This window comes from Marinobacter sp., from assembly GCF_040882185.1.
GTDB lineage: Bacteria > Pseudomonadota > Gammaproteobacteria > Pseudomonadales > Oleiphilaceae > Marinobacter.
Genome location: NZ_JBBEBW010000036.1, coordinates 56,638 through 83,229, shown reverse-complemented (window position 1 = coordinate 83,229; position 26,592 = coordinate 56,638). Strand labels below are relative to the sequence as shown.

Sequence of the window (26,592 nt, the reverse complement as noted above, 5' to 3'; positions counted from 1 at the left end):
TTGGTCTTTTTATTAACCTTATGCACAATTTCGGAACACTGCATGTCACTCAAACAGGGTTAACATTTGTTATTTTCTGCCAGGATGATCTTTATATTATCTTTAATTTCAAAAGGTTATAAACTGATCAAAAAATGATCAATCTGTAGACTGGCTTGCTCCCCAAGGGCTACCTAAATGTAATGAGGCATTTTCAACAGAGTTATCCACAGAATCCGTGGAAAAGATCACAAGACCTTAACAGGACAGTCATTTACCCGTCATCAACAGGGTGTATGAGCGTCTGTGGAAAACTTTCGATATACTCCGCGCCATTGTTAACTGAGCGATGCCCATAGCGTTATCATAGCAAGGAGTTATCAAATGTACGGTTTTATCCGGTCGCTGTTGTTCAGGTTACCTCCTGAGCAGGCACATTCTGTAGCGCTGAAAAGTCTGGATCTGATTGAAAAACTGGGCCTGGCGCAACGTTTTTCGCCATCTGTGCCAGCGACCCCGGTAACGGCCATGGGTTTGACCTTTCCCAACCCGGTGGGGTTGGCGGCAGGGCTTGATAAGAATGCGGATCATGTGGATGCTTTGGGCGCGCTTGGCTTTGGTTTCATTGAAGTCGGCACGGTAACGCCGCTGGCCCAGCCTGGAAATCCGAAACCCAGAATGTTCCGGCTGCCTGAGCATCAGGCCATCATTAACCGAATGGGGTTTAACAACGAAGGTCTGGACCATTTGCTGGTTCAGGTTGATCGCATGGCGTACCGGGGTATTCTCGGTATCAATGTCGGCAAGAATGCCGCTACGCCGGTTGATCAGGCGGAATCTGATTACCGCAAAGGCATCGCTGGCGTATACAGCCGCGCCGACTACATAACCGTCAATGTCTCCTCTCCGAACACTCCGGGGCTCCGCGATCTTCAGTTCGGCGACTCCCTGTTGCGGCTGCTTGAGGCGATAAAAGATGAGCAGAAAACCCAGCAAGCGAATCACGACCGATATGTACCCGTTGCCGTCAAGATAGCGCCGGATATGGACGACGACGGTATCCGTTTTGTTGCAAACGCGTTAAAGAGCACCGGTATGGACGGCGTAATTGCTACTAATACGACGGTTAGTCGTGATGCGGTTGCAGGCCATCCGCTAGCCGCGGAGGTGGGAGGACTTAGCGGTGAACCAGTGCGGGAACCATCGCTACGGGTTATTCGCGGTTTGCGTGCTGAATTGGGAGCAGCCATGCCCATCATCGGAGTCGGCGGTATTATGGATGGTGCAAGCGCGCTGGCAAAAATTGAGGCAGGGGCAAATCTGGTTCAGATATATACCGGATTCATTTATCGGGGCCCGGAGATTATCGGTGAGGCGATCAGGGCCATTGATTCCAGGCTACTTTAAACCTGAAACTTTTGTGGTGTAAAAAGAATGGGCCCGCTAAGCGGGCCCTTGCGGGGAATAAACCCCGTGGCGCATCAACGCATGATGCGGGTTGGATAGACCCGCTTGTTTTGCTGCTTCTTTTGGAGAGTTTGAGAGACCGTTGAGGGTCTCCCGCCGTGTTCGGCATACAATCGTATACTTGAAACGCTTATGCCGTTGTCACATTTGATAGTTTGTGGATCCCGGAAACGCCGGTCATGCCCTCCCAATTGTCTGTCCGGCCTTCTCGCCACCCAGAGAGCCATTCCTGTCTGGCTTCAACCTGGTCAATAGGGCAGCTGTCTTTTGATTTTCCGGACACACCGGCCAAATAACCCCGTTTAAATGCACGAGCATACATATCTCTTTTCTGTCTCTTCATGCTGTTCCTCACTTCATGGATTAAACAGAACAAGCGTGTGCACACGTGCTATGACCGATACGGCAAACGCCACCCATTCGGGAATTGTGCTGATTTGCCCTTGGACAGCCATAACATTTCAGGAACCTGATTGAACAACCGGGGTTGTTCTTGTAACGACGCGTCACCTACAAGGTAAGTCGAAATATTGGCCGCTGTACACTACTTATTTCATATAGATGATGTGTTCCTTATGTTTGTGTGAAATAACGCCTTCTCGGTTAGACTACAAGTCCAGTGACCATGCGCCTTTACGCAACCGATTTTTCCCAGGAGTGAAGCTTTCCGATGCTTATGTTTTTTGTAACCTGTCCCAAAGGGCTCGAATACCTGTTGGCCGATGAGCTGAAGGGCTTCGGGTTTGAACCTGTTCGCAACGCGCCAGCCGGTGTCTGGGTTCAGGGTACGCTGGAGGCCGGTTATCGCGCCTGCTTGTGGTCCAGGCTGGCAAACCGGGTGATCCTGCATCTTGCAGAGGTCAACGCGACCAGCGGCGATTTACTTTATGACGGCGTGAGCGCGATTCCCTGGCGTAATCATCTGGCGTTGGAGGGTCGGTTTAAAGTGGCCTTTGTCGGCCAGAATGATGCCATCAGAAATACCCAGTACGGGGCCCAGAGGGTCAAAGATGCGGTGGTGGATAGTTTGCGGACGTTGGATGGGGCGCGGCCCTCCATTGATACCGTGGCACCGGATCTGATTGTATCGGCGCGGCTGCACCGGGGCATTCTTCAGGTAGGTATCGACCTCAGTGGCGACAGCCTACATCGACGCGGATACCGCACGGAGCAGGGCGCGGCGCCACTAAAAGAGAACCTGGCGGCGGCTTTGCTTATCCGGGCTGGCTGGCCTGAGCTCTCAATCAAGGGGGGAAACTTCATTGATCCCATGTGCGGTTCCGGCACACTGGTTATCGAAGCTGCGTTGATGGCTATGGATCAGGCGCCGGGGTTGCTGCGCGAACAGTTCGGATTTAATCGCTGGCTCGGTCATGACCCGGATATCTGGGCGAACCTGTTGCAGGAGGCCACCGCCCGAGCGGTTGCTGGCAAAGCGGCCAATCGATTGAGCTTTACCGGTTTTGATCAGGACAGGGCGGTTGTTACAACCGGGGAGCGCAATATCGAACGCGCGGGGTTGAAAGAATTCGCCACCCTGCAATGTCGCTCAATTCAAAAGTTCAGTCCGGCTGAGCCGGCGTCTGAAACGGGGCTCGTGCTAACAAATCCGCCCTATGGCGAGCGACTGAGCGAACGTAAGGCCCTGGGGCCGCTTTATCAGTCCCTTGGCGAAGCCATGAAACAAGCGCTACCCGGCTGGCGGCTCGGCGTATTCACCGGTGCTCCGGAAGTAGGTCATGCCATTGGTTTGCGGAGTTATAAACAGTACAAACTCTTTAACGGCAAACTGCCCGCTCAGTTACTGCTGTTCAACATCGATAAGGTCAGTGAAACGGTCGCTCGTGAGCGTACTGATACCGGTGAGCTGTTTCCAAAAATAAGTCACCCTGAGCGGGCCGCCATGCTGCGCAATCGGTTACGGAAGAACCGCAAACAGATCGGTCAATGGGCACGGAAACAGGGCATCGAATGTTACCGCCTCTACGATGCAGATATGCCGGAATATGCGTTGGCGATCGACATCTATGGCAGCCGTGTTCATGTACAGGAATATGCCCCGCCAAAATCCATTGATGCCCGTATCGCCCGCGAACGTCTGGCAGAGGCGTTAGCCGTTATTCCGGAAGCGCTGGACATCGAGCCGGCTCAGATGGTCTGCAAGCAGCGTCAAAGGCAGGCTGGTACACAGCAGTATGAGAAGCATGGCGACACCAGTGAGTTTTTCACTGTGCTGGAATACGGCTGCCAACTTAAGGTCAACCTGAGGGATTATCTTGATACCGGTCTGTTTCTGGACCATCGGCCGGTGCGCCACTGGATTCAGCAGCATGCCGACGAGAAGCGCTTTCTCAATCTGTTCTGTTACACCGGGGTAGCGACGGTACATGCTGCAGTGGGAGGTGCGGCCAGTTCCCTGAGCCTGGATATGTCCAACACCTATGTCAATTGGGCAAGGGAAAACCTGGCCTTGAACCATCTGCCCGCCTCCAGACACGTGGTTCGGCAGGCCGACTGCCTGGAATGGCTGGCAGCTAAAGCTGATCCTGCCGATCACTTTGATCTGATTTTCATGGACCCGCCAACCTTTTCCAATTCCGCAAAAATGGAGGGCGTGCTGGATATCCAGCGGGACCACACTCTGTTGATCAAGCAGGCGATGGCCCGCCTGACGCAAGATGGTTTGCTGATTTTTTCCAATAATTTCCGCCGCTTCAAACTGGACAGCGCCCTTGATTCATCGTTTGATATCAAAGAGGTGACCGCCTCAACTATCGATAAGGACTTCCAGCGCAATGCGCGGATACACCGGTGCTGGCACATCCGGCATAAGATACAGTGAGCGCATCATTCAGGAGTTGTTGAGAGTTGCTCAGAATTCATAGCGCGGGCCAGTCGAGAACCGAAAGCCGTTTTGCCGTCGACCCAGGTCACACTTCGTCGGTTGGATCATCACTCGGATCATCGGCTTGCCCTGATACCTCCACCAGGCCTTGCTGTTCAGCCAGCATAAGAAGCGCATAGACACCGTTTTCCGGCAACTGAGGTTCAAGTCCATGCTGAAACATCAGGCTACGGCGCCAATCTTCAATGTCAGCCAGGCTCAGCGTCGTAATCAGTTCGCTGACGGGTGCCACCTCGAACGGTGCGTCCATGGATACCGCTTCAAAAATCATCTCAACCAACGACTCGTCAGGGTCCAGGCCATCTACGTAAACGGTCTGGTCGGGAAGGTCTTCATGGAGTACCTGGGCGAGTTCGATCAGTGGAACTCCTTGTTCACGCAGATAACGCAGGTCGACATCGGGCGGGTCGCCGTCATCGGGTAGCCAACTATCGTCCGGCTCAATCATTACCGTCTTCATCTGTCCGTTCGGGAGAGACCAGGCGATGGCAAACGGGAAGGAGCACTCGTCAGACTGGCAAAACTCTATGTCCAGGAAACAGGGAACGGAGGTGGTCTGGGGCAAGGCGAAACTCCTGCGTTGTAAATGGTATTTATCAGTATCAGCTCAGTGGTGGCGGCTTATGAAATCCGTCGCATCATGCCATACTGTCGTCATTATTATCAGAGTAGCAAGGACACTATGGAACACACGCAATTCAATCAGGGCCTGCTGGATTTTCTGACCGACTCCCCAACCCCCTGGCATGCTGTTCGCCAGATGACGGCCATACTGGATCAGGCGGGTTTTACAGAATTGAACGAGCGCGATGAATGGTCGCTTGCCAAGGGTCGGGGCTATTATGCCGTTCGAAACGGCTCATCGCTGGTGGCTTTCCGGACCGGTGAAACGGATCCGGTTGAGGCCGGTATCCGGATGGTGGGGGCTCACACCGATAGCCCTTGCCTGAAGATCAAACCCAATCCGGAAATCCGTCGTAAGGGCTTTTACCAGTTGGGTGTCGAAGTTTACGGTGGAGCATTGTTGAATCCGTGGTTTGATCGTGATCTCTCGATTGCTGGCCGAGTGACCTATGAGGATGGCGCGGGTGCTGTAAAGGACGTCCTGGTGGATTTTCAGAAAGCAATTGCGTTTATTCCCAGCCTCGCCATTCATCTGAACCGGGAAGCCAACAGCAACCATTCAGTGAATGCGCAGACGGATTTGCCGCCGGTCATTTTACAGGCCCCGGAGGACGATACCACTGGCTTTCATGACCTGCTTCTTGATCATATTAAAACAGACAACCGCCAACTGGATATCCACCATGTACTGGGCTACGAGCTGAGTCTTTACGATACCCAGAAGCCTGCCTATGTGGGCCTTAGGGATGAGTTCATCGCCTCGGCCAGGCTGGACAACCTGCTGAGTTGCTATATCGGCTTGCAATCCCTTCTGGACACCTCCGGAGCACAGCCGGCATTGCTTGTCTGCAATGATCATGAGGAGGTCGGCAGCATGTCTGCTGAGGGCGCCCAGGGACCCTTTCTGGCATCGGTACTCGACCGTTGGTGTGGAGCCGAAAAGCGTGGCCGGGCGATTGCCCGCTCAGTGATGATTTCGGCGGACAATGCCCACGGAGTGCATCCGAATTTCGCCGACAGGCACGACGAAAATCACGGCCCCTTGTTGAATGCCGGGCCTGTTATCAAGGTGAACCACAATCAGCGCTACGCCACCAACAGTCGGTCAGCGTCGCTCTATCGTCAGCTCAGCGAACAACTGGGCTTGCCGAGCCAGACATTTGTGGTGCGCAGCGACATGGGCTGTGGCAGTACTATCGGACCCATTACGGCCGGTAATCTGGGGGTGACCACGCTGGATATCGGAGTGCCCCAACTGGGGATGCACTCGATTCGCGAAATAGTGGGCTGTGAAGATGGCCACACGCTGTATCGGGTTCTGGTGGCGTTCATGCAGCGTGAGTTGGTGAACTGAGCCATAAAAAAAGCCGCTTACCTTGAGAGGTCAGCGGCTTTTCAGAATAAGTGGCTCCCCGAGCTGGGCTCGAACCAGCGACAAACGGATTAACAGTCCGTTGCTCTACCAACTGAGCTATCAGGGAACAGTGGTGCAATGACGCGCATAGTAAGTGCTTTGATGACGGCGGTCAAGACCCTGAAATAAGTGATTAAAGAGTGACCAAGACGATGATTTTCAGAAGCAGAATGCGGGTAGCCTTTCGTTTATGCCGAGATCAGGCGTGAGCCGTTTTGCCACCGAGCCCCACCCGCTTCCAGTCGGTATCGGTCCGCGGGCACAAGTGTATCGGCCGCCCCGCTGGCTCCGTAGCGGTCACTTGCAGTCTGTCTGGCCTTCGCTGTTTCGCCACGTAACGCTTACTTCGCCAGTACCGGAGGTGATAAGGACACCGGACGACGATGAGCTACACCTTGACTGGTATCGACAGGGCAGCCGACGCCTTGCCGTTCTTTGTCATGGACTGGAGGGCCACAGTCGTCGGCCCTATATTCGTGGTCTCGCCCGGGCATTGCTGAGAACAGGGTGGGATGTATTAGCCTGGAATTTCCGTTCCTGTGGCGGGGTAATGAATCGACAGCCGCGGTTTTATCACAGTGGCGCGACCGAAGATCTCGGACGTGTTATCAACCACGGCCTGAAGCAGGATTACCATACTCTGGCATTGTCAGGTTTCAGTATGGGGGGCAACCTGAGTCTACTCTATCTTGGCGAGCAGGCGGACGCGCTTAATCCCAGGATTCGCGGCGCCGTCACATTCTCAGTGCCCTGCGATCTGGCTGGCAGCGCCGATATGCTTGCGCGCCCCAGCCGTAAAATCTACATGCAGCGTTTTTTACGGGATCTGCATGTAAAAATGTCGGAGAAGGCACGCCTGTTCCCGGACATCATTGATGTGTCGGATTTTGAGTCAATTCGCAATTTTCACCAGTTCGACGATCGCTACACGGCTCCGCTGCATGGGTTCAGGAATGCGGCGGACTATTGGAGCCACTGCTCCGCCCTGGCTCAGCTAAAAAACATTCGCGTGCCTGCGCTTATGGTCAATTCGGTGGATGATCCTTTTCTTTCACCAAGCTGTTTTCCAGAGAGCAGGCAGGTACTGGGCAATAACGTCATATTGGAAGCCCCGAGGTGGGGTGGGCATGTCGGTTTTGTCGAACACGCCCGAGACGGCTATTACTGGTCTGAGCGACGGGCAGTATCTTTTCTGGAACAAATGGCTTAGCCGTCGGTCATAAGGGGTTCGAGCTGGGGCCATACGTTTTTGAGCAAAATAGGTTGAGCTTCCTGAGTGGGGTGAATGCCGTCATCCTGCATCAGGTTTTCGCCCTCAAAGATACCGTCAAGAAAGAATGGTACCAAGGCAGTTGACTCTGATTCGGCCAGTTGCGGGTAGATGTCGGCAAAGGCTTTGGTATAGCGCTCACCGTAGTTGGGCGGTATCTGCATGCCCAGCAGCAAAACCCGAGCCCCGGCTGCTTGCGATTGCCTGATCATAGCCTGCAGGTTTTCCTCAATGACGTCCGGCGGAAAGCCGCGCAAGCCGTCATTGCCTCCGAGCTCAAGAATGACGATTTCCGGTGCATGCCGGGAGAGCAGGTCTGGCAGACGTCGCAGGCCGCCGTCGGTGGTCTCGCCACTGACACTGGCATTAACAATTGTCCACCCTGACAAATTTTCATCAGCCAGCCGCTCTTCCAGCAGGGCAACCCAGGCCTGATCAGTCTCCACACCATAGGCGGCGCTCAGGCTGTCACCCATGACGAGCACCGTGCCGGAGGCGCCGTGGGCCTGGCTCAACGCTATAAGACAAAGCACAAAAACTATTGATCTCAGGCGTAAAAATACCGTATGCATAGACATCTGTTTTCAAACCGTTTGCTGGAGAAACCGTGAAAGATTCAATGACCGCGATACCCGATGAAACCGGGACCATGCTCAAAGCAACCAACCTGAGTCACAGGGTTGATCTGGGTGAAGATACGCTGACGATCTTGCAGGGGGTCAATCTCGAAATCAAGCGTGCGGAGTCTGTGGCCATTGTTGGGCGTTCTGGCTCGGGTAAAACGACCTTACTTGGTCTGTTGGCAGGATTGGATACACCCTCGGAAGGCTCGGTGGATCTCGACGGGGCGACCATCAGTGCACTGAGTGAAGATGAACGTGCTCAGCTTCGCGCCCAGCGGGTCGGTTTTGTGTTTCAGTCTTTCCAGTTACTTCCAGCCTTGACCGCGATCGAAAACGTCATGTTGCCGTTGGAGCTTGGGGGGCATGAAAGTCCCGAAGCAAAAGCCAGGGAATTATTGGTTCGCGTAGGTTTGGGAGAGCGGTTGCATCACACCCCCCGTCAATTGTCTGGGGGCGAACAGCAACGGGTGGCTATTGCCCGCGCGTTTGCCGCCGATCCGATTGTGCTGTTCGCCGATGAACCTACCGGTAACCTCGACAATCACACGGGCCAGGCTATTTCAGAGCTGTTAATGACGCTGAACCGGGAGCAGGGCACCACCCTGGTTATGGTCACCCACGACGAACAACTCGCAGCACGTTGCAAGCGCCAGTTCCATATTGAAGCGGGCAAACTGTCAGAACCGGCCTCGCAAAATGCGGCAGTAACGGAGTCGATGGCCTGATGGGCGCTACCAAAAAACTGTCTTCGGTGCGTCGTGATTGGCGTGAACGCGACGTTCGGGTTGTTCTGGCGGCGCTGATTGTGGCAGTCGCTACAGTCGCAACGATTGCCTTATTTGCCAGTCAGCTGCAAAGCGCTCTGATCTCATCGGCCAGTACTTTTCTGGCGGCGGATCGCAAACTTGAAGCGGAAAACGGCGTTCCGGCGCCGCCGGAGTGGCGCGCCGAAGCCGAACGGCGGGGCATAGACACCGCCGAGATGGTGGAATTCAGTACCATGGTTTTTGGTAATGATAGCTTCCAGTTGGTGGCGGTAAAGGCTGTCAACGACAACTACCCGCTCAAAGGCGAGGTTGAATATCAGCTTGGCGAGGAGGCTCCGAGGCAAGTCTCGGCCCGTGGCCCTGATAGGGGGAATGTGTGGGTGAACCCCAGGTTGCTGCGGCTGCTGGATGTAGAGATAGGAGGCAGCCTGGAAATCGGCAATAAGGCTTTGACTGTTTCGGGATTGCTGATCCGTGAACCTGATGGCGGGTTTAACATGGCCGCGCTGGCTCCGCGAGTGATGATGCACACGGATGACGTTGCAGCGACCAACGTCATTCAGCAAGGCAGTCGCGTGGAATATGTGTACCTCTACGCGGGTGAAGAAAGTGACTTGAATGCCTTTTACAATTGGCTGAAGCCGCGTTTCGAACCCAGTCATGAATGGGAAAGTATCCGCGATGGCGAAGCGCTGTCCCAGTCTCTGTTGAAAGCCGAGCGCTTCCTGTTACTGGGAGGGAGCCTCGCGGTTCTGCTTGCAGCTGTTGCTGTGGCAGTGGCCAGTCGTCAGTACGCCATGAACCAGCGCGACACCGTGGCTCTGTTAAAAACCCTCGGCCTTAGCAGTCAGGGCATTGGCAAGTTATACATTGGCCGTTTGGTGTTGTGGGGGCTAGTAGGTATTGTTGGTGGTTTGCTGATTGCCTTGCCCATCGTTTGGATGCTGAACAGTCTGGTTGCCGATTTGCTGGACCGGCCGGTGGACTTCAGGATTGATATTCTGGCGCTGACGCCAGCACTGATGACGGCGGTAGTGTCGCTTTTCGCCTTTGCCTACCCCCCCATCCGCCGGCTTCGAAATGTGCCCGCCATGCGGGTGCTGCGGAGTCAGCCGGGGGAATCGGGCCGGGAAGCGTGGTTGGATATTGTGATTGCAGTGGTGGCCGTGTTCGGGCTGGTGTGGCTTTACGCCCGAGAAATCACGTTGGTCCTGGCACTCCTGGGTGGTTTGGCCGCTTTGCTGGGTATACTGGTGGTTCTGGGTTGGTTGATGGTGATTGGCTTGCGGCATGTCTCTGGGGGCGGTAACGCCTGGCGCCTGGCCCTGGTGGCGCTGTACCGACATCGACGGGCGAGCCTTTCGCAGATCGCTGTATTTTCAATGACACTGATGCTCGCCTGTACGTTGGTACTGGTTAGATCCTCTCTACTGGATGACTGGCAGGCCCAATTACCCGAGGATACGCCCAACCATTTCCTGATCAATATTGCCCCGGATGTAGTAGATGATGTCGAAGACTTCCTGCAGGCGCGCTCGCTGCCCCTGGATACGCTGTACCCCATGGTTCGCGGAAGATTGACAGAGCTCAATGACCAACCGGTCAAGGAGGCAGTGAGTAAAGATGAACGGGTGGGCGCACTTAATCGGGAGCTTAATTTAACCTGGATGGATCAGTTGCCTGATGACAACCGTATCGTGGACGGCGAGTGGTTCGAAGAAGAGCAGACCTCCGGGGTATCCGTGGAGGCAGAGTTGGCTGAAAAGCTTGGGCTCAAGTTGGGGGACAAGCTTGGGTTCACCATTGGTTCTGACAAGGTGAGTGCGGAGATTACCAGTATACGAACGGTGCAATGGGACAGCATGAAACCAAACTTCTATATGGCGTTCCCGCCCGGAGGGGCACTGGATACAATGCCAGCGACCTGGATAACCAGTTTCCACCTGCCAGCAGACCAAAAGTCTGAGCTTAATGCATTTTCTCGCACGTTCCCGACTATTTCGGTGTTAGAAGTGGACCACATTATCGAGCGGATTCGAAGCATTGTGCAGCAGGTAACCCAGGCTATTGAAGCCATCCTGGTGATGATATTGGCTGCCGCGCTGGTGGTTATGGCGGCGGTGGTCAGCGCTACACTTCAAGACCGTCAACGTGAGGGGGCGTTGCTCAGAACCCTCGGAGGTCGCCAGTCGCTGCTGGTGCGAAGCACCATGGTGGAATTCGCGTTACTGGGTTTCTTTGCCGGAATACTGGGGGTGGCGGCGGCCGAGGCGGCAGTCTGGGCGTTGCAGTATCGTATGTTTGAGGGAGAGTTCAACTGGCACTGGAGTGTAGTGCTACCCATTCCTCTGATCAGTGCGATACTGCTTTCCATATTTGGCCGCTTACAGCTGAGACCTGTGCTTGAGGTGTCTCCAATGCTGCTGTTACGACGCCTTGAGTAAGCATCTTCAGCCAGGGTCGTGCCAGACTGCGGATTAGCATAAGGCGTGGGAATTTAACGATAGCGATTCAGAATCTGGTCCAGTTCACCGGATTCTCGAATCCGGGCCAGTTCGACATTGAAGTCTTTGGCGAAGCTGGCCCAGTCTTTTCTCAGCATCAGGCGGAATCCAAAATCGCTGATACCATTCTCGGTGTAACTGAATTCATGCTGCCAACCGTTTTCCCCGATGATCCACTGGCCCACCGCCAAATCGGCAATAGCGGTATCAAAATATTCGGCATTGAGCAGAAAACTGAACATATCCTTATCCTGTGAAACATCAAAGCGTTCGGCTTTGCCGGACTCGAACATCTCCGCGAGTGCAGGGTAGCGATAGCCCAGGTGCGTCACGACGATTAATGACTCGATGTCATCAGGCGCTCGGTATTGAAATTCATTGCCTTTCCGTGTGAAGAATACTTCCTTGATTCTCACCACCGGATCGGTGAAGACATAAGCGTCGGGATCAGTGGTCCATTCGATAGCGCGTGGGGTGCCATCAATGTAACCGTCCAGCAACATGCCATCGACCCGTTTGCGGGGAATTTTATGGGGCTCCACCTGATAGTTAAGGCGCTTGAAAACGGTTTTCACTACATCCCAGACGATGCCGGAGTATTGAGCATCTTCACCGATGATGATGTAGGGGGGGTATCCGTTAGGAGAAATGTTGAGTTTGAAAATGCCCGGGCCTCCCGGGTTGTAGCTTTCCAGTGAAGATTCGGCAAACCCCATGGTGGGCAACAGGCCAGCAAGTAAGCAAAACAGGTAAATGATGGGCGAAGGCTGGCGATAAGGTTGAAACATAGACAACTGACTCTGAAAAAGAAGACCGGACAAGCGTGTTAAGGACCTGTGAGAGCGATCAGCGCCATTCAAAAAAAGGCCTGAGCACGGAAATCTCAGGTCAAATTGTTACTCTTTTTTAATGTATTTTCAACGAATCCGGTGTGACAAATAGTCAAATGACATCAAGATTCCGGGTTAGTTTTATGCCCATGCACGTGTAAGCACCCTTTTGGCATCTGCCAACGTGACCTCTTTAGGATTAAACATGATAGAGCCGTCGTCCAACGCGAGAGAAGCAATTCTATCCAGTTGATGCTCCTCTACTTTTCCGGTTTCCTGTAGGGTTCGGGGCAGCTTGCAGTGTTTGTAAAGCGCATCTCTCAAGCGGCGAATAGCCGAAATGGACGCTTCGGCTCGCCGGTCCGCCGGTGTCGCTGCATAAGCGTCCGGGCCGTCGAGATAAAGCAGGAGTTCACCGAGTGGGCTACGTATGGATTCCAGATTGTATTCCAATACGTAGGGAAGGTAGAGACTCATGCAAAGACCATGGGGCAGGTGACACAGCGCTCCGGTGGCATGACCAAGCGCATGCACCAGTCCCACCATCGAGTTAGAGAACGCAATACCGGCCATGGTGGAGGCCTGGGCCAATTCGAGCCTTGCTTCCGTATCTTTAGGGTTATCCATCACCGTTAACAATGAGGTACTGACCTTCTTCACGGCTGCAGTAGCAAACGCGTCGCTCAAAGGATTTTTCGCCATACACGTGAAGGCTTCAGTGGCGTGGGTCAGGGCATCCATCGCCGTTGCTGCCGTAATGTGAGGGGGCAAAGTCAGTGTCATCCGCGGGTCAATAATGGCGGCGTTGGGCAGCAGGAAGGATGAGGTGAATGGCAGTTTAACTGATTTGGCAGGGTCCGAAATGACCGCCACTGCAGTGACTTCGGAGCCGGTGCCCGCAGTCGTTGGCACCACAAAAAAAGGCTTCAGTGGACGTTTGAGTACACCTGCTCCAACGTAAACACTGATGTCATCACCGCCTTCCGAGACCAGAATGTTGACTGCCTTGGCGGTATCAATGGCTGAGCCGCCACCTACCGCAATGATTGAGTCGCATTTCTCCGAGCGATAAAGGCGGGCAATCGCTTTCACTACACCTACAGAAGAGTCCGGGGGCACGTCATCGTAGATAGTAATGATATCAAGCCCACTTTCTTCGCAGGCGGAGATCACCGGCTCCAGCAGGCCCGCCGCCCGAACACCTTTATCAGTGATAATCATCGGCCGCTTGGCCGCCAGACCGGTTAGCTCATAAGGTATGTGCTCGAGTGCGGCTTTGCCCGCTATGACTTTGACCGGGCAAAAAAATTCGTAGTAGCTGTTTTTCATAATGCTCTCACCGTGTCGACAAAATGGGTGGCGACTTTCAGATAAATTCGCGCGGCGCTCAGAACTTTTTTCGGCAGGTTCAGGGTAGCGGGATATTCCTTGACCGCTCTGCTGGCGATCAGGCGAGGCAGGATAAAGACCTCAAGCCGGTTAAGGACACGGGTCATGCGGACGGCAAAGCTGATGTCGCCATTGACCAGCATGCGGTCGTTAGCGAAGGCCACTGACGTTTTTTCCTGGAAGGACAGTACCAGAAAGGCGTGAGCCACGTGTTTGAACTGGATGGACAGATCGACAGGGCGAGGAGCGGTATCGCCATGGTAGTGAAGGCGGCCGTCGCCAATGTGCTCGACAATGAGCCCTGAGCCATCCGGCATCACCATCATCTCGAACAGGAAGCCCTCTGGTAGTACTCTGACCTCGGACTGAACATCCTGGTCTACCTCACTGACCGCCTGCAAGGCCCGGCCCATCACCTGGAACATGATCTCTACATAGAGACGGCGTGCCTGCAGTGCCATGGGTTTGATGTGTCTGGCTATCATGGAAAGCTCCCGCGTTGTTGCAATAGCTCAATTTTTAGAGTTATTGCTCTAAAAGTCAATGCAGTTGCTAACCCGGGAAGTTTGTCTGAAGCGCAACTCTTGCCCAATGGCGTGGGCTGCTTCCATTAGAGGAAGCAGCTATCTCAGGCGGTTGCCGCGTTAGCCTTGGACCAACGCAGCCAGTTTGCGCTGGGCCTCTTCCGCGACGGCGCCTTGGGCACCTGCGGCGGTCCGGTAATACTGGATGGCATCATCACGGCGGTTTTCCTTAATCGCAATGTCGCCAAGACGAAGAAATGCGATGGATGTGGGCACCACCTTATTGGCTTCGGTGAGGTCGGTTTTAGCCTGGGTAACATTGTTTAATTCGAGCGCGTTAAGACCACGCTGTAGGCGATAGGAAAACATTTCCGGGTACAGAGAGACGGCTTTGTCGAAGTCAGCCTGTGCTTTCTTTTCATCCTCCTGAAGTCTGAAAATGTGTCCGCGAAGGGCATAGAACGAGGCCTCATCCGGCTCAATTCCAATGGCTTCATTGATTTTCTTCAAAGCGGCGTCAGGTTTTTCCTCGTTTAGCAGACTGGCTGCTTCATCCTGGGCATCGTAGGCTGGCTGGATGCGTTTGAGGTAAGCGATTTTTTTCTGATAGGTTTCCCGGCCGCGGTAGCCGCCAGCACCAAGCTTCTGGACAAGTTCGCGATTTTCGTCAACCCGTTTCTGGGACGGTGGGTGAGACGCAAACAGCCCTTCGACAAAGCTAGTCTTCCGGCCTTCCGACAATTTAAGGAAAATTTCCTGCAGTTCGACGGCAGCCTGGGGATCATAGCCCGCTTCTTTCATATAGCGAATGCCGTAATGGTCGGATTCAAGCTCATCTCCCTGGCTGTATTGCGCCAGGGCAATCTGACTGCCAACCGCCGCGCCGCCCATAATCATGCCCGCGAATTCGTTGTCGGAGAGCGCCAGACCGAGCCCCGCCATACCGGCGCTTAGCAGCATGCCCTGTTGCATTCGCTGCACACTGTGCCGTGCCGCTGCGTGGACGATCTCGTGACCGAGGACGGATGCCAGCTGCGCTTCGTCATCAAATTCCGCCAACAGACCCCGGTTGATCGCAATTTTTCCTGATGGCAGCGCCCACGCATTGGGTACGCTGCTGTTAAGAACGACGAACTCGTAGGGCAGGTCAGGGCGGTCACTCACAGCCGCAAGTTTTTGGCCCACCTCACTTACGTATAGCGTGAGCTCGGGGTCCAGATAGAACTTGCCGCCTTGCATCTGCTGGGTGGGTTTGTACTGCTCCGCGCCAATAGACAGTTCCTGACTTTCGGGAATCAACGATAGCTGCCGGTCCCCAGTGACGGGGTTCACCGAACACCCCGTCAGGGTAGCCAGAAAGGTTAGTAATATCAGCGTGTGGAAACCCGGGGTGTAATTCACAGTAAACTCCTGAAACGAATCCATTGTTTGATTGCATTGACTCGATGCCACTACGTTCCTGAAGGCTTTTAAACAGCCTGGATACAGAGGCTAACGGCTTTATAATAGCCTTCATCTGCTGCAGCGGGTTACCAGCATGTCAGATAGTTTACGTAACGTATGCCCTATAGAGCACCCTGGGGTGATCAGGGGGAATCAGGTATGATCTGCGCCGGTCATCGCTGGTTTTCCTTTTCTTTTATCATATTGTCCGGGATCCCTGAATGACAAATTATCTGGAAGTAATTCCGCGCTCAGGACCAAACTTATGACCATTAACCACAGAGCAGAGCGAGTAGGCCGCTTTATCAATACCCTGAACCAGGCTTGTGAATTGGGCCTGACAGTCACCGAAGCAACTGAGGCGCACCTGACGCTCTGTCTGCCATACAGTCGGAAAATTATTGGTAACCCCGACACGGGGGTAATCCACGGAGGTGCGATTACCACTCTTATGGATACGGCTTCCGGTTCAGTTATGCTCTGCGTTTTCGACGACTTTGAGCTGTGTCCGACGTTGGATCTGAGGGTGGATTACATGCGCCCGGCTGAGCCCGGGTTGCCGGTTTATGCCCGGGCGGAGCCTTACCGGGTAACCCGGAATATCATTTTTACCCGCTGTGAGGCTTTCCAGAACAACGGTAACGTTATCGCGCAATGCGTCGGCACATTCATGCGGATCGGCCGGGAGGCAACGCCGGAATCCTATCGCGACTTGATCGCCGGAGGCTCCCGATGAGCACTCCTGAGATCCTCAGATACACCCGGAAAACCGGAGACTTTTCCCGAATGGTCGAGAGCATTCCCTACGCTGGCTTCATCGGTCTGAAATGCGACCGGTTTGGGGATGACCTGATATTCCGTTTGCCCCCGAAAAAAGAAAATATCGGCAACCCGATACTGCCCGCCATTCACGGCGGTGTCATCGGTGGTTTTATGGAGTTGTCCGCAGCGATTTATCTCATGATGTCGCAAGAAACCCTGCGGATGCCGAAGATCGTTGATTTCTCCCTCGACTACCTGCGCGCCGGTCTTGACCAGGAAACCTTTGCCGAATGCCACCTCACCCGTCAGGGTAATCGGGTGGCGAATGTGATGGTTAGTGCCTGGCAGAAATCCCGTAGCCAGCCTATCGCCACAGCCCGGGCGCATTTCCTTTTGACGGATTGAAGACTTGAAAACCTGCGCCTGAACCCCATTTACAGGGACAACCAAACAACCCGGTGTTCGAGGGTTTTGGGGAGACTTTTACACTCTTCAATCGCTTTCAATGCCGCAAAGCAACAAATAAGCAGCCAGGAGATATTTCCCGATGACGGTCGAATCACAGAAAGAAACCTTGGGCTTTCAGACTGAAGTGAAGCAACTGCTCCACCTGATGATCCACTCGCTCTATTCCAACAAGGAAATATTCCTTCGTGAATTGATTTCCAACGCGTCGGATGCCGAGGACAAATTGCGGTTCGCTGCCCTGAAAGATGACAGCCTGTTTGAGAATGACCCGGAACTGAAAATCCGTCTTGATTACGACGAGAAAGCCAATATCGTGACTCTCACGGACAACGGTATTGGTATGAACCGGGAAGAAGTCATTCAGAACCTCGGCACTATTGCCCGGTCCGGTACAGCAGAGTTTCTCGGACAGCTCACCGGGGACCAGAAAAAAGACAGCAAGTTGATTGGCCAGTTCGGAGTTGGCTTTTACTCCTCCTTCATCGTGGCCGACCGCGTCGAAGTTTATTCCCGTAAGGCAGGTGCGCCAGCGGAAGAGGGCGTGCACTGGGATTCGAAAGGTGATGGTGAGTTTTCCATAGAGCCCGTAAATCTTGAGCAGAGGGGCACGCAGATTGTGCTTCATCTGAAAAAAGGTGAGAGTGAGTTTGCCAACGGTTTCCGGCTGCGCAATCTGGTCAAGAAGTACTCGGACCATATTTCATTCCCGGTCGTGATGAAAGCGGAGTCCGAAGAGGAAGACAAGAAAGGTACCGACGAAACCGTCAACGAAGCAACGGCGCTCTGGACCCTGCCTCGCACCGAGATCAAGGACGAAGAGTACAAGGAATTCTACAAACACATCGGTCACGACTTTGAAGATCCTCTGAGCTGGTCACATAACAAAGTGGAAGGCAAACTGGATTACACCAGTCTGCTGTATGTGCCAGCCCGTGCTCCGTTTGATCTGTACAACCGGGAAGCACCCCGGGGCCTGAAGCTCTATGTGCAACGCGTCTTTATCATGGACGATGCCGAGCAGTTCCTGCCGCTGTACCTGCGTTTCACCAAGGGTGTCATTGACTCCAATGATCTGTCCCTGAACGTGTCGCGGGAAATTCTGCAGAACGACAGCACCGTCGAGAGCATCCGCTCTGCCGTTACCAAGCGTGTGCTGGACATGCTGACCAAGCTTGCCAAGAAAGAGCCTGAGCAGTACCAGAAGTTCTGGACTGAATTTGGTGCGGTACTGAAAGAAGGCCCGGCCGAGGACCATAGTAATCGCGAGAAGATTGCCAACCTGTTGCGCTTCGCCTCAACTCATACCGGTGAAAGCACCCAGAACGTCTCGCTGGATGATTACATCGCGCGCATGAAGGAAGGTCAGAACAAGATTTATTACATCACCGCCGATAACTTCATGGCCGCCAAGAGCAGCCCGCACCTCGAAGTGTTCCGCAAGAAAGGCGTGGAAGTGTTGATTCTCTCCGAACGTATCGACGAGTGGATGATGGGGTATCTCAGTGAATATGACGGCAAATCATTACAGGACGTCGCTCGCGGTGAGCTGGATCTCGGTGATGTAGAAACCGAGGAAGATAAGAAGCAGCAGGAAGAAGCGACCAAGGCTCACCAGGGTTTGCTGGAGCGAATCAAGACGGCGCTAGATACCGATGTGCAGGAAGTCCGGGTCACCAACCGCCTGACCGACTCGCCCGCCTGTCTTGTGGTCGGAGACCACGACATGGGTATGCAGATGCGCAAGATCATGGAAGCCGCCGGTCAGAAAATGCCTGACAGCAAGCCGATCTTCGAGATCAACGTCGAGCATCCGCTGGTGCAGCGCCTCGAGAGCGAGCAGCAGGAAGAGCGTTTCAAGGAGCTTTCGGCGGTATTGTTTGACCAGGCCACGCTGGCCAGTGGCGAGCAATTGAAGGATCCGGGCGCTTACGTTACGCGGCTGAACCGTCTGTTGCTGGACCTGAGTAACTGATCCAACCATGCAGCAGATTATTGTGGACATCACCATCAGTTCAGATGAGTGGCTAAAGCTCTATCAAGGCGTTGCTCGTGATGTTCATACCACGAGCCGGGACGGACGCAGTGTCCGTTTCCCGGCCCGTATCCTTTCCCGCTTTTATCTTCGCGACGGTGTGCGTGGCAGTTTTCGTATCCTGTTTGATGATGCGGGCAAGTTTGCCAGTATTGAGCGTCTTGTCTGATGTTGCAGGGTTGGAAGTAGATCATGCGAATTATTCTTGCGCCCATGGAGGGGCTGGTGGATTCACCCATTCGTGAATCCCTGACTCAGGTTGGGGGTATTGATCGTTGCGTGACGGAATTTATTCGCGTGACCCATGGCATGCTGCCACCCCGAATTTTTTACAAGTACGCACCTGAGCTCCATAACCGATGTCTGACCCGAACAGGTGTGCCGGTGGCGGTGCAGTTGCTCGGGTCCGACACCGATCAGATGGCGCTCCACGGCGCCCGTGCGGCAGAACTCGGTGCTCCACAGATCGACATCAACTTTGGCTGTCCTGCCAAGACTGTGAACAAGCACAAAGGCGGCGCCGTGTTGTTGAGAGAGCCAGAGCTGCTTCATCGGATAACAAGTGCTATTCGTCAGGCCGTCCCTTCAACAATACCTGTAACGGCCAAAATGCGCTTGGGTTATGAAGACCGGTCCATGGGCATAGCGTGTGGACAGGCGCTTGAGGCTGCTGGCGCGGCAGAAATTGTTATCCATGCCCGCAGTAAGGTGGATGGCTATAAGCCTCCGGCTTATTGGGAGGACGTCGCTCGGGTGAGGGAAGCGGTGGCGACGCAGGTTATAGCTAATGGGGACATCTGGACGGTTGATGATTACTGGCGGTGTCGTACAGTTTCGGGCTGCGACGATGTCATGATTGGCCGCGGTCTGATTTCCAGGCCGGATCTGGCCGTACAGATCAAAGCCAGCCAGAGCGGGCAGGTACTGCCGCCCATGAGCTGGCCTGAAGCGGTCGGCCTGGTGAAAAATTACGGACGAGCGTTACAGGGTCACCTGGAGGACAAATTCGTTATCGGCCGGATTAAACAATGGTTGAATTATCTTCGCCGGGGATTTGTCGAAGCCGAGGCGGTATGGCCGCAGGCTCGCAAGCTCCGGGAATTAGCCGCACTTTTTGCTTGCCTGGAATCAGCGGTTTTGAAACCGCGAGCGGCATGACTTTCTGATCATCCGGATTCAGGCGCGCCAGAAGGGCTTGCGGAATTCGTTAAGCGCATCCAGAGGGGTAATGCCAATATCTTTCAAAAGGCGCTTATCCATCTGTCTTAGCTGATTGCGGGACGTTATGCGGGTTTGCCAGACCTGCTGTTTGGCTTTGATAATCTTGATCACGGATAGACTCTTACAATAAAGGTTTAATGGGGCTTGTGAATTAGCGGATGATTTAGCTTTTTAAGTAGCTGCCTATTATTTTATTGACCTTTGTAATACCTTGCTATACGCAGAACTCGCAAGAACCGTTAACAGCGAGACATCCAGGGGAGCGCTATGTCACGTCGCTGCGCCATCGGCCTAACCATGCTTGCGCTCGTTCTGGCGGCCGTCGCCGCCGGAGGCTTCTATCTGGTTCAGAGTTGGCAACAGTTCAAGCATGTCCATGGTGTCCAGAGTTTAGAGTGGGAAGAGCTTGCTCTCTCTTTCAGCGAGCTGAAAGTCGGGCGCATTGAAGTTTTACAGCGACAGCCAGACAAACAACTCAGGGTCAGAGCCAATGCGCTTTCATTAAGTTGGCATTGGCAATGGAGCGGGCCCCGGCCAATCAAATTGTCGGTCGGTGCGCTGGATATTGACTGGCAAACAGAAAATAAGACGACTGTTAAATCAGAACCAGAACAACCACTCGAATTATCCCGTCTGCCCTGGCGCTGGCTACCCTATGAGCTGGCTATTAATTCCTTCCATGCCACTGTTCCCTGCGCAGAGGGACGTTGTGCTCTGAATGGAGCATTGAAAGCAACCAGAGGGCCTGATCTGCTGCCAGTCATCGCATTGCTGGAACTTGAGCACCAACAACATCTGGTTCAGGTTGAAACTCACCTGGATGGCCAGTCCCGTGACGACCTCAGTCTAACCGCAACCGTGTCGATTGATGGCGAAACTCATGCTGAGATGATATCTCGTTATCGGACTGCAACAGAGCATCAGCAAACGGAATGGAGCGGGTCAGTGAGGGTGCCAGAATTACCTCAAGCTGACTGGTTGCTTGCCTGGCTGCAAACCTGGCATCCCATGCAGGTGGGGGAGTTGCCCCCGCAACCCGATAGCGCCAGCATGATGGCCAATTGGGAAATGGCTGGCCCGGCGGGTCCTGACTTTTTCCAGAACCTGTCCGGGAATCTGACAGTTTCCGCCAACCTACCACAACCATGGCCGGTTCCGGGCGTTGCAGTAGCTCAGGGGCGTATTGAGCTGGCCCTGTCAGCGACTCATGGCCACTGGCGAGCGAAAACCGTTAACGCCGATCTGACACTCGAAAAGCCGGGTGATTGGGCTCAGCAGCTTCCCGAATTCCTGCAACCCCATACCCTGGATATCAGGATTCGCCCTGAGGACGAGGTGTCTGATCTGCCCCCAAGCGATCGTTTTATTGCTCTCAATCTGGCGGTGAGCAGTCGGGGACTCAGCAAGATTGATATCGACAGCCAGCTTGCGGTCGCGACAGCCAAACCATGGGCAGTTCAGGTGGGCGAGACCCGAATCGAGGCCAGCCTGCAGACCTTAAACGCGGGGGATTGGGCGCTTCGAGAGGTCAACCTCGGCCTGTCGGTTTCAGGCCAGGTGGATGAGCAGGAAATGACGCTGGAACTCGGCCCTGGCTCCACTCTGAACATCCGCAATGTTTCCAACCTTGAACCTGACAACCCGTTCGAGCTCGATCAAGTGTCGGCAGACCTGAAGCAACTCGAGGTCATTGCTGGCTATAACCCGGAAGAAAAGGAATTTGAGCTGTTATCCCTTAAGGGCCCGTTAAGCCTCGGCAGTGCGGAGGTCACTCAGCCGATACTGCATTCTCAAGCCTGGCGCTTCGAGGGTTTGCTGAATAGCGGTTCCCGGCACCTCAATCTGGAGGGTACAGTGGATTCCAAGGCGGGAACCTCCGCTGATATCGACCTCGCGTATCCTTTCGGTGGCGACCTGACTATGACTGCCAACCTGAGTATGGAAGGGGAAACCTCCGCCCAGGCATGGTCCGATACGCTGGCGATCTGGCCACAGAGTCTGCACATTACCGAGGGCAAGCTCACGGCCGATGCGAACCTCGAGCTACCGGCGAGCGGGCCGACAGAGCTGGAGGCCCAGTTGGTCATGACCGATGTGTCTGGCGTGTTTGACCGTACTGCCTGGACAGCGCTCGAGGGGTCGTTCGACGTCGGCCTGCGTGGATCGGAGCTGGCCGTAACTATACCGAAGCTGACACTTGAGCAGGTAAACCCGGGTGTCCTTCTGGGCCCCGTGGTTTTAGGGGGCAGCTATCGTGCACCAAGGTCAGATGTCTCTGGCGGCGAGCTGACGTTGAGTCGAGCGAACGCAGGATTTCTCGGCGGCTTCGTGAAAGTTTCCCCGGCGACATGGGATCTGGGAAATTTGCCGCTCCGGGTTCCTCTCGAGCTCAGTCAGCTTGAGCTCGCCGAACTGATGAGTGCCTACCCGGCGCAAGGCCTGTCCGGGACTGGCACACTTACCGGGCAAGTTCCCTTAGTAATTGATCGGCAAGGTATTCGCGTAGAGCAGGGCAAAGTAACCGCTGTAGAGCCTGGCGGCACGCTCAGCCTCCCGGCCGATCGGCTGCGGGGCATCGCGCAGGGTAATCAGGCGATGGAGCTCGTGGCTAGCGCGATGGAGAACTTCCACTATACGGTGCTTCGTAGCACCATAGACTATGATCAGGACGGCACGCTTTTTCTGGGGCTTCATCTAGAGGGCAATAATCCCGACGTGCGGGATGGCTATCCGATTGAGCTCAATATTAATCTGGAAGAAGATGTACCGGCGTTGCTAACCAGTCTGCAGCTCAGCGGTAGAGTCAACGAAGCTGTGACTGAAAGGGTTCGCGAACTGGTGCAGGAGCGTAATGCTTTGCAGGGCGAGGCGAAGACGGAGGATTAACCGATGGCCGATCCAAGGTTGGTTCGGCCGCAAAGAGGAGCAAGCTCAATGAAAGGATACAGTCCGGGCACGAAGTCCCCGAGAAGACTGCTGGTTTTGATAGCGTCGATCATGTTGACCGCTTTGATGGCGTCAGCCTGCACACCTACCGTCCAGATGGCGGCGCCAAAAGAGCCGATCACCGTGAACCTGAACGTCAAAATACAGCATGAAATCTATGTGAAGGTAGATAAGGATGTGGACGAGCTGTTCAGTGAGAAAGGCCTGTTTTAATCCTATATCAATATTTTCAGGTTCGAAAGGAGCACCGAATGAAACGATCTGCGAAGTTCACTAGCCTGGCGATGGCGTTGTGCCTGAGTTTGCCAGCCTTTGGCATTAGCCTGAATGAAGCAAAAAACGAGCTGGACAGTGTCAAACAGCAAGGGCAGGTGGGCGAGACACCTACCGGCTATCTTGATGTGGTGGACTCGGACGGGCGTGCGCGCGAGATTGTGGACGCCATTAACGAAGCCCGTCGCCAGGAATATACCCGCATTGCACAAAAACACGACATCCCGGTCACCCAGGTAGAAACCGTCGCTGGCGAAAAAGCGATAGAGAAAACACCTTCGGGCCAGTTTGTGTTGATTGAAGGGCAGTGGGTCAAAAAGTAAGACGTGCCAACAGACGTGCTATCAATAGAAACGAGTGAAAATAGGCGATATTGAACAGATCGAGTTCAAGAGAGCGAGCGAGACAGGCACGGATCAAGCGGGTTCGGCCAAAGCCAGCGAGATTTCAGTTGGCACAGAGTAGCTGAACCTTCGCCGGTATTGCTCCATGGTGCATCCTGCCTCTCTTTTGAACAGGCGCCTGAAAGAACTGACGTCCTCATAACCGGCCTGCCAGATGATTTCACTGAATGAAGTGATGGTTGTCTCCAGCAGGGTTTTAACCTTTTCTACGCGAACCTGCTGCAGATAACCAATAGGCGTTTCACCGGTGGCTTCCTTAAAACGCCGTTTGAAGGTTCTTGCTCCCAATCCCACAGTTTCGGCGATCTCATCAATGGAGATGTGTGACCCATGGTGTAATTCAATCCATTCTTGCGCGCGTTTTATTCGTTCATCTTTATGGGATTTGCTGCCGTTGAACATCCGATAGGGCGCCTGGTTTTGGCGGTTGCTGTCGAATACATGCAGCTTTGCACACGCCGAAGCGAGCGCCGGGCTGGCGAAACGCCTGATAATATGGAAAGCCATGTCGATAAAGCTCGTCGTCCATACCCGCCTGTTGGAGGAGCAGTTTGGCGCTGAGCTCTAGCAACGACTGGATATGACCCGGTTGGCCGCACGACTTGAAGTCGAGGGGCTGGTAATCAGTGACGCCCATGATGGGGAGATCCCCTCCTTGCATGGTGAATTGATTGCCGGTCATTGGCCGCGTTCCAGATTTATCGAGACCCAGCATCTCGGACATTACCGGATACTGAAAGACAGGCGCGTCCTGGAGCAACTGTCGACGTTTATGAGCGAGCTGGGGCAAGCGGTACGTGTAGCTGAAGGCTTGGCCAACCCCGGGCGTCAGGCTGCTCTTACGCGCGCCATCAGTGTGGACCAGGCTATGGGGAGGTGCCGTTCCAGTGCTTTGAGTCGTGGGTCTTCCGGGCCCAGCGGCTCGAAGTACTGTTTGCAGGCGTACAGAACGTAGTTGTTGGTTTTGCTTTTGAACAGCAATACGCAGGCAAAGAGCTGTCGAATGTGGGCATACAGGCGGCCATCAAGGGTCGGCATTCGGTGGTAATTGATGGCCAGCCAGCCTTCGGAGGTCAGCGTTCGTTCGCATTCGTCGATGAACCGCCTTTGGGACTGGGCTGGGCTCATCCGATCTGCGCCGTACAGATCGGTCAGGATGAAGTCAGTACTTGCGGTCGGCATATCACGAAGGGCTGGCCGGGCATCGGCAATCGTCAGGCGGACCTTGTCGGCCTCCGGCAGACTGAAGAAACGCCGGGCGACGTCCGCGACCTGGGGGCGAAGTTCCACGGCGTGGAGTTCGCATTCCGGCAACAGATAGTGGAGGGCCCCGACCAGGACTCCTCCGCCAAGCCCAAGGATGGTCGCTCGCCTGGGTAAGCTGAAGGCGATGGGCAGCAGCATCGCACGGTTGTATTCGTGGACCGGTAAATGGGGTTTGCCCCGCGCGATTTTACTTTGCTCGAAGACGGTGTCGAAGCTCAATATCCGGTGCTTCCCATGGTCGAGCACGAGAATGCTTCCCAGAGCATCCTCAGTTTGATGGATTACCGTGCCGCGGAGGCGCAAACTCATTGGTGGCTGCCCTGATTTATGCAGTGATGGTAAGTGTTTTGGGGAGTTTACATGAGCAGGCGGTCGACATCCTCAAGCGCGTACATCCGTTTACCCACGACCTGAAAGACATCTGGGCGCCCCGGTCGTAAGATAAACTGATCAAACAAAAAGAGGACAGTGTCATGATGGGAACGCGATGGATGTGGGCGCCTGCCATAGCAGGTTGCCTGGTGTTTACTGGGACAGTTGCAGAGGAAGGGGTCGTGACGGTGACACCTTTGGGTGGGCAGGACGGTGAATTTTGCGCCCGAGACAGGGCATTGGTGTTTGAATATCCGACTGGCACCCGTATTTTATACGATGCGGGTAGAACCGTCGCAGGGCCCAATGATCCGAGGCTGGGAGACATAGACGTGGTGTTGGTGTCCCATGTTCACGGTGATCACGTTGGCGACCAACATATACCTGAACCGAACGCTGGTAGCTGCGCCTCGGCAGATTCGTCTGTGAATGCAATGCCGAATTCGAACTCCGTTAATATTGCCGTAGGAAAGGGTGCCAAGATGGTCACCGGCAGCGATATGCCAGCTTTCTTTGCAAACAAGATGCAAGCGGCTGGCGGCAATGGTTCGGATTCTGTCCTGGTGAGATTTGGTGGTCTTGTCACGATAGGAGGCGTCGAGATTACTACGGTGCCTGCGACTCACAGCAACGGTCTGGAGGCCGGGTTTATCACCGGACCACTTGCCGAATACCTCAAAGGTTCCGGGCTCAGTGCATCCGTCGGGCCACCAACAGGGTATGTACTGAAATTCACCAACGGCCTTGTGGTTTATCTGTCCGGGGATACCGGCATTACCGCAGAGCAGGAGTTGGTGGTAAAGGACTACTATGAGGCCAGGCTTGCGGTGATTAATATTGGCAGCACTTTCACGACAGGTCCGAATGAAGCAGCCTATGTGATCAATGAGCTCGTGCAACCAACCTCAGTAATTGCATCTCACGCTAACGAAGTAGCCACGAAGGACGGTAAGGTTGTGGCCGGAACCAAAACTGAAGCTTTTATCAAGGCCACAGATGTCCCCGTTCACGTGCCTCTGAGCGGCGTCACTATGTCCTTTGACGGCGAAGCGAACTGTACGAATGGGTGTTCCTGATACTTTAAAGGCAAAATAAAAAGAGCGAGTCCT

General features: G+C 54.3%; 26 protein-coding genes and 1 tRNA gene. 15 read left to right on the top strand and 12 right to left on the bottom strand.

Annotated elements, in window-relative coordinates; genetic code table 11:
* The first annotated feature begins 363 nt into the window (after nt 1–363).
* Nucleotides 364–1,386: a quinone-dependent dihydroorotate dehydrogenase gene (locus tag WEB64_RS17160; RefSeq protein WP_368057136.1), complete on the top strand. Its 1,023-nt coding sequence runs from the start codon at nt 364–366 to the stop codon at nt 1,384–1,386.
* 190 nt (nt 1,387–1,576) lie between these two features.
* Here the strand turns inward: WEB64_RS17160 and rmf are convergent, their stop codons facing one another.
* The gene (gene rmf / locus WEB64_RS17155) at nt 1,577–1,789 is read right to left on the bottom strand and encodes a ribosome modulation factor (RefSeq protein ID WP_152207121.1); all 213 of its coding nucleotides are present in this window, start codon (nt 1,787–1,789) and stop codon (nt 1,577–1,579) included.
* A 327-nt stretch (nt 1,790–2,116) separates the two neighbouring features.
* Here rmf and rlmKL point away from each other — a divergent pair, with 327 nt between their 5' ends.
* A complete protein-coding gene (rlmKL, locus tag WEB64_RS17150) occupies nt 2,117–4,288 on the top strand; it encodes a bifunctional 23S rRNA (guanine(2069)-N(7))-methyltransferase RlmK/23S rRNA (guanine(2445)-N(2))-methyltransferase RlmL (RefSeq protein WP_368057138.1) in 2,172 nt (723 codons plus the stop codon).
* Nucleotides 4,289–4,376: 88 nt separating this feature from the next.
* Here rlmKL and WEB64_RS17145 read toward each other — a convergent pair whose 3' ends face one another.
* Nucleotides 4,377–4,916 (bottom strand): hypothetical protein, encoded by a 540-nt coding sequence (locus WEB64_RS17145; protein ID WP_368057140.1) that lies wholly within the window; start codon nt 4,914–4,916, stop codon nt 4,377–4,379.
* A gap of 117 nt (nt 4,917–5,033) precedes the next feature.
* On the opposite strand from WEB64_RS17145, the gene WEB64_RS17140 reads away from it, so the two are divergent.
* Nucleotides 5,034–6,329: a M18 family aminopeptidase gene (locus tag WEB64_RS17140; protein WP_368057361.1), complete on the top strand. Its 1,296-nt coding sequence runs from the start codon at nt 5,034–5,036 to the stop codon at nt 6,327–6,329.
* A 51-nt stretch (nt 6,330–6,380) separates the two neighbouring features.
* Here WEB64_RS17140 and WEB64_RS17135 read toward each other — a convergent pair.
* Nucleotides 6,381–6,456 (bottom strand) — tRNA-Asn (locus WEB64_RS17135).
* Nucleotides 6,457–6,594: 138 nt separating this feature from the next.
* Here WEB64_RS17135 and WEB64_RS17130 point away from each other — a divergent pair.
* Nucleotides 6,595–7,599, top strand: a complete 1,005-nt coding sequence (locus WEB64_RS17130; protein ID WP_368057142.1) for a YheT family hydrolase — start codon at nt 6,595–6,597, stop codon at nt 7,597–7,599.
* Here WEB64_RS17130 and WEB64_RS17125 read toward each other — a convergent pair.
* Nucleotides 7,596–8,237 (bottom strand): arylesterase, encoded by a 642-nt coding sequence (locus WEB64_RS17125; protein ID WP_368057144.1) that lies wholly within the window; start codon nt 8,235–8,237, stop codon nt 7,596–7,598. The two genes, WEB64_RS17130 and WEB64_RS17125, sit on opposite strands and share 4 nt — an antisense overlap.
* Nucleotides 8,238–8,278: 41 nt before the next feature.
* Here WEB64_RS17125 and WEB64_RS17120 point away from each other — a divergent pair, with 41 nt between their 5' ends.
* Together WEB64_RS17120 and WEB64_RS17115 are read left to right on the top strand one after the other, a co-directional pair.
* On the top strand, nt 8,279–9,007 hold the full coding sequence (locus tag WEB64_RS17120; protein ID WP_368057363.1) for an ABC transporter ATP-binding protein: 729 nt from the start codon (nt 8,279–8,281) through the stop codon (nt 9,005–9,007).
* Nucleotides 9,007–11,493 (top strand): ABC transporter permease, encoded by a 2,487-nt coding sequence (locus tag WEB64_RS17115; protein WP_368057146.1) that lies wholly within the window; start codon nt 9,007–9,009, stop codon nt 11,491–11,493. The genes WEB64_RS17120 and WEB64_RS17115 overlap by 1 nt, the downstream gene beginning before the upstream one ends.
* Before the next feature lie 53 nt (nt 11,494–11,546).
* Here the strand turns inward: WEB64_RS17115 and WEB64_RS17110 are convergent, their stop codons facing one another.
* The 4 genes from WEB64_RS17110 to WEB64_RS17095 form a co-directional block, all read right to left on the bottom strand.
* Nucleotides 11,547–12,341, bottom strand: coding sequence for a substrate-binding periplasmic protein (locus WEB64_RS17110; RefSeq protein ID WP_368057148.1), 795 nt, complete (start codon nt 12,339–12,341; stop codon nt 11,547–11,549).
* 183 nt (nt 12,342–12,524) lie between these two features.
* Nucleotides 12,525–13,712 carry an iron-containing alcohol dehydrogenase gene (locus tag WEB64_RS17105; protein WP_368057150.1) on the bottom strand — a complete coding sequence of 396 codons (1,188 nt, stop codon included), beginning with the start codon at nt 13,710–13,712 and terminating at the stop codon, nt 12,525–12,527.
* Nucleotides 13,709–14,257, bottom strand: a complete 549-nt coding sequence (locus WEB64_RS17100; RefSeq protein WP_368057152.1) for a hypothetical protein — start codon at nt 14,255–14,257, stop codon at nt 13,709–13,711. Before WEB64_RS17100 ends, WEB64_RS17105 begins: the two co-directional genes overlap by 4 nt.
* A gap of 159 nt (nt 14,258–14,416) precedes the next feature.
* Nucleotides 14,417–15,697, bottom strand: coding sequence for a M48 family metalloprotease (locus WEB64_RS17095; RefSeq protein ID WP_368057154.1), 1,281 nt, complete (start codon nt 15,695–15,697; stop codon nt 14,417–14,419).
* 307 nt (nt 15,698–16,004) lie between these two features.
* Here WEB64_RS17095 and WEB64_RS17090 point away from each other — a divergent pair, with 307 nt between their 5' ends.
* The 5 genes from WEB64_RS17090 to WEB64_RS17070 all read left to right on the top strand — a co-directional run bounded on the left by WEB64_RS17090 (nt 16,005) and on the right by WEB64_RS17070 (nt 20,159).
* On the top strand, nt 16,005–16,475 hold the full coding sequence (locus tag WEB64_RS17090) for a PaaI family thioesterase (RefSeq protein WP_368057156.1): 471 nt from the start codon (nt 16,005–16,007) through the stop codon (nt 16,473–16,475).
* Entirely contained in the window at nt 16,472–16,906 is a 435-nt protein-coding gene (locus tag WEB64_RS17085) for a PaaI family thioesterase (protein WP_368057158.1), read from the top strand. The genes WEB64_RS17090 and WEB64_RS17085 overlap by 4 nt, the downstream gene beginning before the upstream one ends.
* Before the next feature lie 142 nt (nt 16,907–17,048).
* Nucleotides 17,049–18,941 (top strand): molecular chaperone HtpG, encoded by a 1,893-nt coding sequence (htpG, locus tag WEB64_RS17080; protein ID WP_368057160.1) that lies wholly within the window; start codon nt 17,049–17,051, stop codon nt 18,939–18,941.
* A 7-nt stretch (nt 18,942–18,948) separates the two neighbouring features.
* Complete coding sequence (locus WEB64_RS17075; RefSeq protein WP_368057162.1) at nt 18,949–19,170, top strand: DUF2835 domain-containing protein; 222 nt, start codon at nt 18,949–18,951, stop codon at nt 19,168–19,170.
* 23 nt (nt 19,171–19,193) lie between these two features.
* Nucleotides 19,194–20,159: a tRNA dihydrouridine synthase gene (locus tag WEB64_RS17070; protein WP_368057164.1), complete on the top strand. Its 966-nt coding sequence runs from the start codon at nt 19,194–19,196 to the stop codon at nt 20,157–20,159.
* 18 nt (nt 20,160–20,177) lie between these two features.
* Here the strand turns inward: WEB64_RS17070 and WEB64_RS17065 are convergent, their stop codons facing one another.
* Nucleotides 20,178–20,333 (bottom strand): DUF1127 domain-containing protein, encoded by a 156-nt coding sequence (locus tag WEB64_RS17065; RefSeq protein WP_368057166.1) that lies wholly within the window; start codon nt 20,331–20,333, stop codon nt 20,178–20,180.
* A 156-nt stretch (nt 20,334–20,489) separates the two neighbouring features.
* On the opposite strand from WEB64_RS17065, the gene WEB64_RS17060 reads away from it, so the two are divergent.
* The 3 genes from WEB64_RS17060 to WEB64_RS17050 all read left to right on the top strand — a co-directional run bounded on the left by WEB64_RS17060 (nt 20,490) and on the right by WEB64_RS17050 (nt 23,764).
* Nucleotides 20,490–23,108: a YdbH domain-containing protein gene (locus tag WEB64_RS17060; protein ID WP_368057168.1), complete on the top strand. Its 2,619-nt coding sequence runs from the start codon at nt 20,490–20,492 to the stop codon at nt 23,106–23,108.
* Between the two features lie 111 nt (nt 23,109–23,219).
* Complete coding sequence (locus WEB64_RS17055) at nt 23,220–23,381, top strand: YnbE family lipoprotein (protein WP_368057365.1); 162 nt, start codon at nt 23,220–23,222, stop codon at nt 23,379–23,381.
* Nucleotides 23,382–23,419: 38 nt separating this feature from the next.
* A complete protein-coding gene (locus tag WEB64_RS17050; protein WP_368057170.1) occupies nt 23,420–23,764 on the top strand; it encodes a YdbL family protein in 345 nt (114 codons plus the stop codon).
* 93 nt (nt 23,765–23,857) lie between these two features.
* Here the strand turns inward: WEB64_RS17050 and WEB64_RS17045 are convergent, their stop codons facing one another.
* The 3 genes from WEB64_RS17045 to WEB64_RS17035 form a co-directional block, all read right to left on the bottom strand.
* Nucleotides 23,858–24,247, bottom strand: coding sequence for a helix-turn-helix domain-containing protein (locus tag WEB64_RS17045; protein WP_368057172.1), 390 nt, complete (start codon nt 24,245–24,247; stop codon nt 23,858–23,860).
* The gene (locus WEB64_RS17040) at nt 24,222–24,527 is read right to left on the bottom strand and encodes a hypothetical protein (protein WP_368057174.1); all 306 of its coding nucleotides are present in this window, start codon (nt 24,525–24,527) and stop codon (nt 24,222–24,224) included. The genes WEB64_RS17045 and WEB64_RS17040 overlap by 26 nt, the downstream gene beginning before the upstream one ends.
* Nucleotides 24,528–24,673: 146 nt before the next feature.
* Nucleotides 24,674–25,420, bottom strand: a complete 747-nt coding sequence (locus tag WEB64_RS17035; RefSeq protein WP_368057176.1) for a spermidine synthase — start codon at nt 25,418–25,420, stop codon at nt 24,674–24,676.
* A gap of 164 nt (nt 25,421–25,584) precedes the next feature.
* Here WEB64_RS17035 and WEB64_RS17030 point away from each other — a divergent pair, with 164 nt between their 5' ends.
* The gene (locus WEB64_RS17030; RefSeq protein ID WP_368057178.1) at nt 25,585–26,559 is read left to right on the top strand and encodes an MBL fold metallo-hydrolase; all 975 of its coding nucleotides are present in this window, start codon (nt 25,585–25,587) and stop codon (nt 26,557–26,559) included.
* Nucleotides 26,560–26,592: the final 33 nt, after the last annotated feature.